General features: G+C 47.2%; 11 protein-coding genes. All 11 read right to left on the reverse strand.

The window, feature by feature from the left end; translation table 11 throughout:
- Nucleotides 1–53: 53 nt before the first annotated feature.
- Nucleotides 54–509: an immunity protein TsiR gene (locus tag JK232_RS02760; RefSeq protein ID WP_212588778.1), complete on the reverse strand. Its 456-nt coding sequence runs from the start codon at nucleotides 507–509 to the stop codon at nucleotides 54–56.
- On the reverse strand, nucleotides 506–1,612 hold the full coding sequence (locus JK232_RS02765) for a polymorphic toxin type 44 domain-containing protein (RefSeq protein ID WP_212588779.1): 1,107 nt from the start codon (nucleotides 1,610–1,612) through the stop codon (nucleotides 506–508). Before JK232_RS02765 ends, JK232_RS02760 begins: the two co-directional genes overlap by 4 nt.
- Before the next feature lie 185 nt (nucleotides 1,613–1,797).
- Nucleotides 1,798–2,241 carry a DUF1240 domain-containing protein gene (locus JK232_RS02770; protein ID WP_212588780.1) on the reverse strand — a complete coding sequence of 148 codons (444 nt, stop codon included), beginning with the start codon at nucleotides 2,239–2,241 and terminating at the stop codon, nucleotides 1,798–1,800.
- Entirely contained in the window at nucleotides 2,226–3,497 is a 1,272-nt protein-coding gene (locus tag JK232_RS02775) for a PAAR domain-containing protein (protein ID WP_212588781.1), read from the reverse strand. The genes JK232_RS02770 and JK232_RS02775 overlap by 16 nt, the downstream gene beginning before the upstream one ends.
- A gap of 16 nt (nucleotides 3,498–3,513) precedes the next feature.
- Entirely contained in the window at nucleotides 3,514–5,112 is a 1,599-nt protein-coding gene (gene tssA / locus JK232_RS02780) for a type VI secretion system protein TssA (RefSeq protein WP_212588782.1), read from the reverse strand.
- Nucleotides 5,113–5,115: 3 nt separating this feature from the next.
- Nucleotides 5,116–8,496, reverse strand: coding sequence for an ImcF-related family protein (locus JK232_RS02785; protein WP_212588783.1), 3,381 nt, complete (start codon nucleotides 8,494–8,496; stop codon nucleotides 5,116–5,118).
- Nucleotides 8,497–8,624: 128 nt separating this feature from the next.
- A complete protein-coding gene (locus tag JK232_RS02790) occupies nucleotides 8,625–9,872 on the reverse strand; it encodes a hypothetical protein (protein ID WP_212588784.1) in 1,248 nt (415 codons plus the stop codon).
- Nucleotides 9,873–10,379: 507 nt separating this feature from the next.
- Nucleotides 10,380–10,889, reverse strand: coding sequence for a hypothetical protein (locus JK232_RS02795; protein WP_212588785.1), 510 nt, complete (start codon nucleotides 10,887–10,889; stop codon nucleotides 10,380–10,382).
- A gap of 21 nt (nucleotides 10,890–10,910) precedes the next feature.
- Complete coding sequence (locus tag JK232_RS02800) at nucleotides 10,911–12,548, reverse strand: LysM peptidoglycan-binding domain-containing protein (RefSeq protein ID WP_212588786.1); 1,638 nt, start codon at nucleotides 12,546–12,548, stop codon at nucleotides 10,911–10,913.
- A 33-nt stretch (nucleotides 12,549–12,581) separates the two neighbouring features.
- Nucleotides 12,582–12,965: a DUF4431 domain-containing protein gene (locus JK232_RS02805; RefSeq protein ID WP_212588787.1), complete on the reverse strand. Its 384-nt coding sequence runs from the start codon at nucleotides 12,963–12,965 to the stop codon at nucleotides 12,582–12,584.
- Nucleotides 12,966–13,000: 35 nt separating this feature from the next.
- Nucleotides 13,001–15,247: DUF2345 domain-containing protein (locus JK232_RS02810; protein WP_212588788.1), on the reverse strand; the 2,247-nt coding region annotated here is incomplete at its 5' end.

Raw genomic sequence — 15,247 nt, forward strand, 5'->3', positions numbered from 1 at the left:
ATCGCACATCATTTATTTTTATCTAAAAAAACATTCAACTTAAATATTAATCATTAGGGCTCAATAGGATTAATCCTTTTAAAACAGAGTATTTTATTCCCTTTTTTCTTTTCAGTATATAGTGTATCTATTTTAATAGAGAAACTACACACGCCATTTTTTGAACCAATAGAAAACCATTGATAGCCGCTTTCCGAAAGAGATTCTACACGGCTTCCAACCTGCCAACCAATATCTAGTTCGATTTTTTTTCTCAACAGAGATCCTATGGTCGGCCTTATCTTTAACTTGCTTTTTGGCCTTATTATTTTGGCTGTTTTTATCTGATTAACTTCATCAATACTAGGTTCTTCTAAAATTAAGCTTCTTTCCATAACATAAAGATAAATAATTTTATCCGTATCATTCTCAATGGTAATCTGCGGTCGAAAATATAAAACAAAATAACATAAAAAGAGGAAAGTGATAAAAATCACTACCTTCCCCCCCCTTTTAATATTATTTCTCATAAACCCTTCTCTATATGATCTGAATTTTTAGCATTCCAGCACCAATGTATACTTCTTGACTCAGAAAGCTCGTAACCTGATGCATTTTCTAATGCTTCAAGAACATCATTATCGGTCAATGCATCAGCATACTTTCCATATTGATGATACAGCCTAAAACCTATTTTCATACAAGTAATATCATCTATAGGATCGGCTTCATTTGTTATACTAGTTCTAATCTGCTCAATACTCGAACCAAGTAACAAATAATCCTGTGAAAAACCTACGCTTAACCCAACATAGCCATAATGAATATTTGACCATACATCATAAAAGTAATCATTATTTTTATATTTGTGATAATAGCTACTTGACATTTTGTTACTACGAAGCGGTCTGGCTATAGCATCTTTTTTAAAAAGCGCCTTAATTTTAGGTTTATGATCCCATTTAGCCCCTGTTTTAACAGCATCAAACCATATCATCGATGCTGTGATCGCATCCGGCCGCGGCGGAGGGCTTACTCTTAAATACCAGGGAGCATTTTTCCACTCCTGAATTTTTCGCTGATATACATCCTCGTCAACAAACTCCCTTATCCGTTCCGCCGTGTCACTCCTGACATTATTTTTAATTTCAGCAACTATATAATTCGCTACCGCTATAGCGCCATCGCTATGATGGCAAATTATTTTCTGATTCTCTTCTGCTTGACTTTTAACGTTAAACGCACTCGGCACCGGTTCATTTTCAAGAGCAACCTTACTTTTATATGCAGAATGAACAGCGTGTGCAGACTGCGCATGCTGTTCAGGTTCAGGTTTATTACTGACGGCACCAGACGCTTTTTCATATGTATCTGTCAGTATAGAAGGGACCAGTCGTGCCTGGCAGGGGCAGGTACTTTTACTGTCCAGTGTGCCCGCTATTTTGCGCCCGAAAATCGTGTCGGTCTCTATGCCGCCAGCGATAAAAAACTTCCCAGCATATTGCCCGCAGGTGACCTGATCCCGCTCACGCGCCAGAGGCTTACCAAACAGCGTATGTGTCGGCTCCCCTTCAATAATAATTCCACCGCAGGTAGTTTTGTCACCCTGTACTAAATAGTAACCTTTTACCATTGTCTTCTCCTTAATAGTCAATTGCACAAAGCGGACGCGAGGGCTGGGTCAAGGGTAATAAATATTGCTATCGGGATTTATGCGCCGATAAAAAAACCCACATAAAAACAATGCAGATTAAATTATTCATATATCCCCATTATGCTCATTAAAATTAGAGAGTCATTTAAAGAGAGAAAAATAATTTATTTTTTGCATAAGTTTTCATTTAGTGCGTACTTTGTTGCCATACCCGGCATCCAGCCGTTAGGTATTCCTTGGCATGAAATATAGCCTTTATCTTTCAGTTTGTTGGTATAAGTTATTTTAAAAGAAAAAGAAGTGGTTATGCATATTAATAGCGAACATATTATTATTCTGATGGAGTTTCTAGCATAACAATCTGGAGCTTTTACTCCTTTGAAGATAGGATATATTGCTAACGAAGTAATAGGCAATGTTAACATTGGAAAAAAAACAAGAAAAAGCACACCACTTGAATATGTTAGCGCTTTTGGAAAGGCAAGGTACTCCTGAACGGACTCGACTCCTATATATAAAAAAAACAAGGCAAGTGAAATATAAAAAACGAACCACACCAACAAATGCAATCTTTTTTTTGCAGAAAATTCTTTCATTTTAAATCCCATGAAACCAACTCTTCCAATAAACTTATTAAGTATCTTTTTACCTCAACTTCCAACACCTCCCTTCCTTTTTCCAAAACATTATCTAAGTACATACATCCTAAATCCCATATACCATCTTCAATTTCTCTAGCTTTCTGTGCAAATTCCTGTTGTGACGCTTCTATATATTTGCAAATCTTATCGGTAACACCAAATTTCTCATCAAGTATATTTAATGCAATTGCTGTTGCTAAACCTACAATCACAACGGCAGCTATCGGTCCCCATATAAAAGAAGTGATAACTGCAGTCCCAGCGCCCGCCCCCCAACTCACTACCGAAGCAATGCCAATCTTCACCACATCCGTAGCCAGACTTCCGATAAACATCGCAAGCGTTGTCTCATCATTGAGAATGAAATCCACCGTCCGGTATGCGGCTGCAACATAAATAGTCAGCCTCGCTCCCTCCACAATGGACTTTGCCAGACCATATTTACCAATACCTATATCTACAACTTTTTGGTTTCTTAAGGAAAAAATAGGGGCGTTCAATACTTTTCTTACCCCTGGGTAACCAGATATTTTTATTAGCTCAGTACCTTTGTGATTTACAAAGGCAGTTGCACGAATATCAAATCCGCCTAATTTATTGATAAGTATTGCAGCATTCAGAATATCCCTGCCATTCACACCATAATTTACTAAAATCTGACCAGGTCCTGACTGGGTTATCTCTACCCATCCCTCTTTATAGCTTCCCCATGAAGAGAGAACTTCAAAACACTCTTCTAAAGTCAATAATGCTACATCATGATTATTGGCTTGCAGCATTGCTCGGAGATGCTCATCCGGAAGATTATGTGTATTTTTTAAGACCGGATAATCAGACACGTACCCAGAACCCGTTTTTTCACCTGTCACATAAGAGGACAAAAGGGGCTGTTTCTTTTTGATAGACTGCGCATGTTGTTCAGGTTCACTATTGCTTGCACCAGACGCTTTTTCATATGTATCTGTCAATATAGAAGAGACCAGTCGTGCCTGGCAGGGGCAGGTACTTTTACTGTCCAGTGTGCCCGCTATTTTGCGCCCGAAAATCGTGTCGGTCTCTATGCCGCCAGCGATAAAAAACTTCCCAGCATATTGCCCGCAGGTGACCTGATCCCGCTCACGCGCCAGAGGCTTACCAAACAGCGTATGTGTCGGCTCCCCTTCAATAATAATTCCACCGCAGGTAGTTTTGTCACCCTGTACTAAATAGTAACCTTTTGCCATCGTCTTCTCCTTGTCGTCAGGCACATAACACGGCCGCGCGGGCTGGATCGAGGGCGATAAGCCCGGCGAGCAAATTCTCCATTTCCGTGTTCAGGCGGGTTTTGTCTGTGTCATTCCGCCCGGCTTTCATGCGCAGCAGTTTCAGGCGGCGGGCTTTAACCTCGAACAACAGTTCCGGTTCCCATTGCGTGAGCGTGAGGGTGGCCGCGTTATCGTCCAACTCACCCAGCAAGTGCAGCGCCATCTCATTTTTACCGTACTGCTCGGTGACGCGGGCCATCAGTAACCGCAGCAGCCACCGGTGGCGCGGGGTGATGGTGCCCGGCCGGTGCTGTAACCAGTTCAGCGCGACATCAATACCGTCGCTGTCGGCCAGCCGCAGCGCCTCTGCTTCCAGTTGCAGGATATCGTCGTCCCCCGCTGCCACAGCGGAAGCCGTGTGCTGTTCGCCCCAGCCGGCAGGCGGCTCCATCACATGCTGGTTGATCCAGTTCAGCGTTACCTCATCAGCAAAGGGAGTGCCGTCGTTCCAGGTCAGGCTCTCCAGCCCCGGCAAGCGGGTCAGCAAACCCTGCAAATCCTGTTTGATGATATCGGCCCAGGCGTCATACGGCGCACCTGCCCGGGTGAGGGCCTGATGGATATACCATTGTAAATCCAGCCAGATATGATTGACGCCCTGTGCAAACAGGCTGTCAGCCTGCTCCAGTAACTCCAGCCAACTCTGTTGCAACCAGAGGCGTTTGAGCAGCGCCCGATGCTCCGGTTTAGGCGGCACCAGCCGGGTACGGCCGTTTGCATCCAGCGGCGGTAATTCGTGCAAGGTATCCTGACGGATGCACTTCATTAAATGGTGGCCGGAGAGCCAGCCCTGGGGCTGGTCACGCAGGTAGTTCGCCAGCAATTTTGCCTGCTCAAGCAACTCACGCCCCGATGCGACCGGTTTCAGGGCCGGCGCATCCGGGGACGGAGCAGGAATACTCTCAGCAGACCCGCTGTTCTGCGGCACGACAGCCTCCAGCCCACCGGCCTGGGCCAGACGGTTTTCCAGCGTGGCATACAGGCTGCTTAACCGTGGGCGGGTGCTCTCATCCCAGGCAGAAATGCCTTGCTCCAGCAGGGTTAACGCGCTGGTAATACGCTCAAAGTCCGTTTTTGTCACTTCAGGGTAGAGTGACAGGCTGTCCAGCATTCTGCTGCCTGCCAGCCACTCCAGCGCCGCTTTACGGCTGTTGGCGCGTAACGGATGCAGGCTGTCACCAAACTGGTGTATTAACCCGGCCAGCAGCATCAGCCCCTCTGCCAGACCCGCTTCCCCGTCACGGTGCAGCCTTGCCCAGACGTAATAGGTCGCGACGCGCACATCCTTGCTTACGGTGGTAAGCAGTTTTTCCGCCAGTTCACAGACCAGCGCTGTATCAGCGCCGGTGAGTTTATTGACTTCTTCACGCATCTGCTGGAAGTCATCATCATAGCCGGGGTCATCACCGGTGGGTGCCTCTGCCGTGACCGGCCGAAGCCAGTGCGCCCATAGGTGGAGCTGTTGCCGGGCCTGCGTCAACAGAACATCAGCCGGAGACTGACAGGCAGTAAGCAGGGTATTGAGTGTAGCCATACGTTATTCTTCCTCTGTATCAATAATGCCCGGCAACATCGTATCCGCCGGCGTTGCCTCAGCCGGCGTCAGCGCGGCCGTTTCTATACGGAATATCTCCGCCGGAAGCATAAAGTTACGCAGTTTCAGCAACGCCAGCGGACCATCGCCCAGTGCAGTGCGCAGCAACCATTGCACCTGCCGGTTGTCCGGTGTGGTGAGAGTCAGCCGGTACAGGCCATCTCCCACTTTCTCCCGCCGGGTTTGCTCAAGCCAGCGAATGAACCCCCATGCCCCGCTGTGATCAGCAAACAGGCGTGCGCCTGCATCGGTGTCAGTCCAGGTCAGCATGGCACCCGGTTTATTGATTACCCCCGGCCAGCGCAGGCTTTGCCACGCCGGCAACTGGTTAAAATAATGCAGTAGCTGGCCGTCGAGCGTGAGCTGCGTCTCCACGATGCCCGGCATCGCTACCCCCTGCATTTCAAAGCTGATGCCCTGGCTGCCGTCAGTAAACAAAATGTCAGACAACTGGCTTAGCTGATTGATGGCTTTCAGGAATGCCGGGTTAAAGGTCAGCCCCCGGCTGCTGGTTTCATCCACTACCCACGTGTTGCCCTCTTTATGCAGCACGCCCCCTAATTGCGTCGTCAGGAAGCGGTCTATCCGCCCCGTATCCCGTCTGATAAACTCTGCCAGCATCGGCAGCGAGACGTCCGTTTTTCCGGCGGCAAACGGATAGCGCCCGGTGAAGGCCGATGCCCAGTTAGTGACGACTGCACGCTGCCATACGTCGTTAAGGCTGGCGGCCGAAGGCTGGAGGACGGTTTCCCAGGCCTGGGACAAGGGTTGAACAAACATGGCTTGCCCAAAACCGTTCCATTCCTCACCAAGGCTGGCCGCAATCAGGCTGCCGTACTCCTGGGTGTCCGTCAGGTCAACACTTTTGCCCTGGAACACCGTCTGCGCCAGTTGCTGCATTCTTGCCTGCGGATCAGGCGCGTTAGCCACCTGCTGAAGTTTCAGGCGCACGCGGGTCACGCGGGTGAGGTAGGTCTGTAAGCTGAGGGAACTGTCAGCCGCCATGACTGTTTGCGTGCTGTTTTTACCCATCAGCGTCAGCAGCGGGCCAAAGGTGCTGTCCAATGGGCCGGCCGGCCCGGCGGCACGCTGGTCAATGATGGGTTTTTCCTCTTTGCCCAGCAGGTCTTTGGCCGATTTCATCAATGACGCGGAGAGTGCCTCGCGTTGCCGCCCCGCCTGGCCCTGGTAGGCCAGTGTATTCATCAGGGCAATCAGCGGTGACTGGCGCACATCACTCATCAGCGTGAGCTGATCGGTAACATCAGACAGGTTTTGCACCGGGTTCCAGCTCAGGCTGTTAAGAAAGCCCAGCCAGGCACCCGCAAAATCAATAAAATAGCGTTCGGTAAGGCGGTTCTTTAACGCGTCGGGCGAGATATCCACAGACACGGATTTGCGGTTGTCACTCAGCACCCAGTCAATCTCATCGCGGCGGGACGCCACCGCCTTATCAATCGCCTCCTGGATCCCCCCTTCCCACGCCTGGCGGGTAAACATACCGGGCACCACGTCTTGTGTTGCGAACAGACGACGGGCATCAGTATCTCCGGCCATCGCTTCAAGCGTCATGTCCGCATAGTTGCGGCGCACGGAGACCAACATATTTTCATACAGTGTGCTTTCCGCATTGCGCTGCCCAATTTGTTCCAGCAGCACCCGCCGGGCCTGGGCCACCAGCGCGGCATCGGAGGTTATTTTCCAGGTTGGCTGGGACGGTAAATTCTGCATGTAAAAAGCCCACAGATCGGGGGCAAGGCTTTGCCAGAGGGCGGGCGACAAGCCTTTACGTGCCGGATCCACGTTTTTCATTACCTGCATGTAAAATGCCGCATCTGCTTTTTCCGGACGCGTCATCATCAGATAGGCTTTAAGCTGGTCATAACCCGGTTTTGCCCGTTGCGCCCGTTGCGGGCTGCCCGGCGGCAGAGCGGCCAGCGTGTCGAGTTCAGCATGCAGTCGTTGGGCCGACCCATCACGTATCAGGCGATTATTCGCCGCACCGTACCAGGGCAACAGTGCCTGCAGGAGCTGCTGGTTGTGGTTCAGGCCAACGCGCTGATACCAGGGCGCGCCCTCTTTTTCACGTTGTTGCAGACGCCCGATATCATTACGCAGCGCATGCAACGCAATAAGGTGTTCATCAGTAAGCACGACGGCATGTACCAGTTGCTGCGCCTGTGCAGCGGCAGAAATCATCTGCTGACGGTTCACCGCAAATGAGATGAGGCTGCCTGCTGCGCACAGGGCTATTATCCCCAGCAGGGAGAAGCCGAGCGTGCGCTGCCACGGCAACCCGACCCAGACACCGCGCGTACCGGTGCAGTCTGTCAGCACACCCTGCCAGATAGCCGGAGCACCCCAGGCATGCTCATGCCCCCCCTCTTCCGCGTTTTCCTTTTGCGACAGCGGCAGGCTGAACATCAGCCCTCGCAGCGGAACACGCTTCAGATGCGTCCTCAGCCAGGGGGTCAGCAGCGTCTTCCAGTGGGCAATCTGTTTTTCTTTAAGGCACTGACCAAGACGCAGCAAAAAATCGTGTGGTGGACGGTCGCATACCTGTTGCATACCCTGCTCACGCAGCAACGGCAGCATTGCAGTGAGTTGCTCGCTGACGATCTCCGGGGTGGCGCGCGCGGGGAACAACGCCCCCACGGGTTGTGCCTCTCGTTCATCCTGGGACCACGGTGTATCACACACCTGCCACAGGTAGACGACAGGTTGGTAATGCAGCGATTCACCGACCTGCTCCAGGGTACGCAAGGCCGTGTCCAGCGTGGATGGCGTCGCCTGGTCGTGCGTGAGCGCCAGCACGATCCCATCCAACGGGCGGCTGCGGCGCAGTGTGCGCAGCTCGCTCAGGCGCTCTTTATCTAGTGTATTTCGCGGGCTGCCGCCGTAAATCAGCACCGTGCGGTCGCCTTCCAGCCACTGTTTTTCCTTAAGGCCGGGGGCGATGGCGGCAATATGTGCCTCCTCCCCCATTACCCACAGCAAACGGACTTTATAACGCCAGAGCCGGTGGTAGCGGGTGCGGAGATGGGATTTAAGCTGGGAAAGACCAAAGATGAGTGCCTTTGTTTCTTCTAAAGATTTTATTTTTTCTTCAACGTCATCATCTCCTAAAACCTGATAACGCAAAACCTCGAACTCATGTGCTCCTGTTGAATAAATTGCAAGATAAAACAGACCCATGAATGCTATTAAAATTGTGCAACTTATCCCTATACCTATTTGCCAGTATTTTTGATTCTCTGAGTTCATCAGCATCCCTACTACTTCAGGCTGCCAGGTAATAATAAACACACCTATGACACCCATCATTAATAAGATTATTGTTACCACCCAAAAATAGAATGCGGGCAATCTTCCTAAAGAAGGAAAATTATTGGCTGATGTTTTTTTTATCGGCGTTTGTATATTTTCTACAATTTTATTAATACGCACTCCCTTCACTTTTTGATCTCCTGTTGCGCTGCATTGGGGGAAACCACTACGCTCCAGAGAGATTCGTCGGATGCGGGGTTGCCGCTTAAAATAAGTTGTTCCAGAGGATTATGCTGTATAGCTTGCGTTGCCGCTGCAATAGCCAGCCATGGTGCAGCACAACAGGAATAGCCTAAGGTATTATCTAGGTTGTAAATTGCACTATTCGGATCTACTGATGCCAGCGGTGGCTTGCTGCTTAAACCTGCAACTTCGATATGTGCTTTATGCGACAGACCAGAAAGCCACACATGCAGAATTTCTTCTGAAGGCATAGGCACCCAGTCCAGTGCTTGTTTAATACCCGAAGCGAGGTCAGCTATCAGTGATTTTTCAGGGCGATGGAGATAAGCTAGAGGAGACAATTCCTTCTGTGTAAGTCTGTTGCCCAGTAACAGTCCTACCGCCGCCTCTGCTGTCATTTCAGGGAATTCCGGAGCAATGTGGAAAGCAATGACTAATAATAACGCATTATCTTTGATTCGCTTATCTAGCCAATAATCAAGATAATTAAGGCCTTTCGATATGGGATCAATTAAGTAAAATATTTGCCTAAAACCTAATTTTTTCCATTCAGCTTCCAAGAAAAATTTAATTTCTTGATAAGCCAATGCTCCTTCTGTATCTAATAACACAGCTACCGGCTTATCTGCCGGGAACTTTTCCAAGCTATTCTTTATATTGCTCAATATATGAAATAAAACTTCACCGACACGTTCTTTAGGAAATATTTTCTTATTAAAAGAAAGATAACTGTGCCGGACGCTCTCTTTACTTATAAGAGAAGATTGAGTTTTAATGGCCTCCTCACCGGCGAGCAATGAATATAATTGCGATTCTTCAGGTTGAGGAAGCAAAGGAGAATATAGCGCTGTAAAATACGTAGAATGTAATATCTGTAAAGATCGTCTCCCGCGCCTGACTTCCTCGAAGATAAATTTCTGACGACGTGAGTCCCAGCCATTCGCCCGGATGTGACGTATGCTATAGAGCAATTCACGTCCTGCCATAGCTGGCAACCAGATTGCCAAAGGAAAACCTAAGGCTATTATCACAAATTTTTGTAAATTATCCTCCCAAGCTCCTTTTTCCAAAAATAATGACATCCCTATTCCAGTCAATAACAAGAAAATCAATGTTGCCAACCAGCGTATACGCCTAGGCGGGGATGGACGGAATGCTTGGCGAGGAATTTTTTTTAATTTTACAGACATGATAACTACTTCACCATAGTTTATTATTTTTAATAAAATTCTTTCATAAATTTCGAATATTATTTTCTCAAAAGAAGCTCTATCCTCAGTAAGATGGTACGTAACATTATTCAGTTCATATGATAAAACCCTAAAAAACTAACAGACCTCAAATCCCCGGCATCCGCTTTTAACATATCATCATATATAAGTTTATTTATACATATTTATAAGAAAACCAATTTTATTCTAAGAAATAAAAATAGAGCACTCATGAAAGTGATAACCATATAAAAATTAATGGAATTTACTCTCCATAATAAAATGTGCAGTCTAATAAAAACATGGCCGATTATTTGTGAAAAGTGTGCAGCGCCATCTGTAAAAGCAACCTTTCAGGCTTATCATTTTCTATACACCTTAGAATAGTTTATTATTACATTTTACTAAGTAAGTGGGCCATGAATTTAACCAAAAATAAATACAATTAAAATGATTCTTATATTTTATAAATCACTAGAAATAAATTTATTTTTCACCATTTATTTTCAAATAATCACTCATCTTTTTGCACGCAACCTCTCCGTTAGGTAATTCATCAATAATATCAACAATAGAATTTAACTTCATAACACCATCTTCCTTTCTAAAATTAAAGAAATAGCCATATGCACCATCATCGTCACACATTCTCCTAACATATTCAGGTAAAGAAAAAGTTATTTCCCAAACACAGATCCCTTCCTCGGGAAATTCTTTTGAGTACTCAGATGGCATATTAAAATTTTTCCCTCCCCCCCATCCAAACACCACCTCATTTGATCTTGCTATAATTAAATTATTACTACGCAAATAGGAGTATTGGTCAAAACTCTCCTGCAAATTTTCTATCGCCATTTCTTTCAAAATATCACTACTTATTGACTCATTAGAAAGGCGCTTTACAAGCGAGGCCGCCTCCAGTTGATTGATACACTCTATATGTTTAGCAAAAATAAATGATGGGTAATATATAATTAAAAATAATAAAATCCTCATGAATGCATTCACTGCCTTATATTATCTTGTTTTACTATCATTTGTAGAGATAGGAGATGACCCTAATGACTTTCTTACTGAAGCTATATCATTATATATGACTTCTAAATCTCCTCCTGCTTTTATTATATTTTCAGCATACTTCTGATAAATTGTAGGCACATAATAGCCAATTAACTCATAACCTAATTTCGGATTGCTATATACATAATACATAGGATTAACTGTAACACTATCAGCTTGGTTACCTCCTAAAACCCCAATTTCACCATCTTTTGTCTTACAATAAACAAAAGCTACATGACCTGATCTTTTCGATCCTTTCTTATGGAAAACAGCAATTGCACCATACACTGGGGCATCTACCTTAACAAAGTTTGGACTGTAAGCAAAAGATTGTGAGTTTGCACTTCTAGAGGTTAGGTACCCGGCTTGCTTCAAACAAAAATTAACAAAAGATGCACACCATGCATTTGATGTTCCGGACATTGATGAGTTTGAAGTACCTATTTCCTTATGGTAATTAATTCCTCCATCATTTTCCTTTACTGCTCCCCATTTCCACCGATACTTACCTTCTTGATATGCTACTTTCATCCAAGGCGCTTGTTCTGTTGCATTCCCGATATTAGCCTGCGGGTAACCATTGTCAGAGACTCCTGTCTTAATTTCCACCTGATTTTTCCTTATCTGTTGAGATGTCGGCAATACAGTTGACTTTAACAGTTGTGGTTTACTCATACCTCCCGGAACTTTTATTTTTTGCCCAATTGAAAGAACATCCACATTGTTAATTTCGTTTAAATTAGCAATTCTTTTTACCGTTGTATGAAATTGCCTAGCGATCTTGCTAAGATTATCGCCTTTTTTAACTACATAATCTTCCGTGGATTTTTCACTTTCTTTATGAGCTCCGGTTTTTGCTATGAAGGTTTGGTTACTCTTGAGAAGCAATATATTTTTACTTGTAGCTCCCGCTAGCGCTGAATAAACCTTCTCATCTTTTCCATCAATATTTTCCACTAAAATTTCAATCTTATTTCTATTTGGAAGATGAGCTATTGCTGGAACTTCTCCATATTTATTTGAACTCCACTCATAAGCGCATTGGTCGATGATTATTTTTACCTTTTCATTTGGGATGGGTTTATTTCCATCAGAAATAAAAATATTGGTTGTAGGTATCACCCTCTCTTTTCTGGTTTCTTTCTTGTTATAATAACCTTCCATTTTTTTTATGGCTTCCATAACTCTTTCAACAGTAGCATCATCCATATCTCTTATATAATCATCTCCTTTCACACGTGCTTCATTAATAATGAAATTTGTGTATTCTTCTGAGTTGTTATGATCTTTACTTGGTGCATAAACATTGGTTATTTGCTCAACCGTGAAATCTTTATACGTTATTTCTAATAGAATTTTTAATGCTTGCCAGCCTGTTTCATCATTCGGAAAAATCATGAAACTGCCGTTTTTTGTCTGGCCAATGCCAATTTTCAATGGATTACAAACGGATGTTTTTGAAGGGCGTATATTTCCTGGATTAAAAAAGCGCCAACTTAGTGTGCCTCCAGCGCGTAAATATCTAGTTCCATCATGCGCTATGAACTCAGCTGTAAGTGATGTCTTATCATGTGAGGCTCTAATATATTTCATATTTTTAACCTTTTATCTTCATATCAATAATTATTAGTTGCTGATAATGGTCATCTCATTCGCCAACAATAATATGGCGGTAAAATTATATGCTGTAACTGCTAAAACCAATTTTCCTGAAACACGAACATGCTTATACATTAAGGATTCAATGTTCTTATATTTTTCAGCATGAGGAGGGAAGATGGTTATATCTTTTCCCCATGATTCAAATGTTTTATCAACATCAACCATACAATCTAATGGTTCATCTAGCTCTAAAACCAGCTTGTTAATCGGCTCAGGTATATCCTCAGGGCTCTGATAAGTTTTACTTACAAGCATACCAGTCAAGGTAACAGCATCTCCATTTTTAAAACAATCAGCATGGGAAAAACATGCAAATAAAGCACAAAAAGTCAGAATTATCGATCGCATATATCCCCTGGCAATATTCAATCTAATGGGAATTGTTACTCTTCACCTTCAATAATACCAAAAATATTTGCAATAAACTTTGGCGGTAGAAAGTTTCCATCATCTAAATCTAACTTATCAATATAGGGGTCTATATACTCCCCTTGCTCATAATCAATTTTTTTTAACACTTCCTCCTGAGAAGCTTCAAAAATATCAATTAAATTCACCTCCCATCCTTCACCTACGGTCAAACTAAATTGCTCAGGACTATCCAATTTAATTCTTGGTGTGCGTCCGTCCTCACCTATTATTCCTTGCTCAACCAAATCTTTAGCCCGATTTCGTATAAAATAAGGTTTTTTTATGGCATCTTCAGATAGTGCAAATCTTAAACTTTGCTTGCTTGCTTCAAGAACCTCTTTACCTTGATCTATAACTGGGAAGACAGGAGATGCTATTTTTATCGCGCTCCCACCTCGTCGCTCATAATACCCGGCTTTAGTGACATAATCGCCCATCGTGGCCGACTCAATGCCGTCTTCATCTATCCGGATATAACTCCCGCCGCCGTTCAGCGTTATTCTCTTTTTCGCGGTGATGACGATTTCATCATCGGTGCTGGTAAGGGTGAGGCCATTTTTCGCCAGCAGCTCCATCCCATCATTCTGGGCCTGCAGTTGTACCGCCCCCTGATTGGCGATAAGCCGGATACCCAGTCTGCGCACAAACACATTCAGCGCCTGACCCACCCCGATAAAGAGCTTCTTCGCCACGCTGATGTCGGCGTTGTTTCCGGCAGTGGCGATAAGGTTCTGGTCAGCTGACAACTGCAGATGCTCACCGCTGGCCAGGGCCGCCCCCTGCGGCGCATGCATCAGCAGCACCGCCTGCTTCAGCGCATCCAGGTTGTGTTGCAGCAGCGTGATTTGTGCCTGCAGGTCAGCCGGGGCACCGCCGGCAGTCTGGGCATCTGTTGAGATAGCCTGCATCTGTTCTTGCGCGCGGTTAAGCAGGCTGACGGCCGGGGCCATCTCCAGCACCTTGCCCTGCGCCCCGGGTTGCGCATCGGCACTGATGAAGAGGCCCTTTCCGGCGCGTATCGCCCCGTAACTGTCGGTTCTGAGCTCAAAGCCCTCGCCGCGCGGCTGGCGCTCGCTGTCCACCAGATGGCCGAGGTTCAGCTGGCTTTTGCCGCCGTAGTCGGTGGAGAGCTTGATGTGCTCCTGCCCGCGGGTGTCATCGAGGCGCAGTTTGTTGTTGGCAGGCGTTCTTAAGACGTTGCGCTTGTAGTTGCGGATAGTGACGTGGTCCGGGTGCGAGGAGTCGTGCAGCACGCCCGCGATATAGGGCCGGTCGGGGTTGCCGTCCTCAAAGCCTATCGCCACCTCGGTACCCGCCAGCAGCGGCAGGTGCAGGCCGTAAGTGTCGCCCGCATAGGGGCGTGACTGGCGCACCCACAGGCTCTCCTCGCCCGCAGGCCAGCCGGCCCGGTCAAACAGCAGGTTGACTTTATAGCGCCCGTGCTTGTCGATATGGCCGTAGGGGTCATTGCGCTGGGTGCTGGTGACGCGGGCCGGCAGGGTGCCCGCCATCGTCGGCTTCGGGATGCGCGGGGGCCGGAAGCCGTACGCCTCTGCGCTGGGTATCGCCGTGATTTCCACCTCAAAGTTTTTGTCCCGGCGGGCCGTGGCGGTGAGGGCCGTAATCACCACGCCCTGGCGGAACGCCTCCGGTACGCCCATGCCGCCGGTGACCGTCAGTACCTGCCCCGGTGCAATACCGGCGCAGTTGGTGACCGCCGTGAGCTGCGTCCGGGCATTCAGGTAGCGCTCATGGCGGACACGGGCATAAAACGCGCCGCTCTCAGCCTCCGGGTCACGTCCGGCACTGCCGGCGGTGAGGTAGTTATCAGCGTAGTGGTAGGCTTCACCGTAGGTCGTCACCTCGCCGTACGCCACCTCCGCCTGCGCGCGCAGGTCCTCCGCGGCCTGCCGGTAGTTATAGTCCTGCGTGCTGACCGACTTCTCCACCACCTGATGGGCGCTGACCAGGCTCCACACTGACTCCACCCCCTCATCATGCAGGCCCGAGGGCGGCACCACCGGCAGCGTGACGCCCGGCTGGTAGTGGGCCGGGCTGTCACAGAACGCCACCACATCAATGCCCAGCCGGGTGTCCGGGGTAAAGTGAAACCAGATACCCACCTCGGCCAGCAGGCGCGAGATAAAGGTCAGGTCATCCTCGCCATACTGCATCACCTGCTCGCGGCGCGGGTACTCGTGGGAAAGGGTGAACACAAA

Origin of the sequence: Nissabacter archeti, from assembly GCF_018257325.1 — a bacterium.
Lineage (GTDB): Bacteria > Pseudomonadota > Gammaproteobacteria > Enterobacterales > Enterobacteriaceae > Chimaeribacter > Chimaeribacter arupi.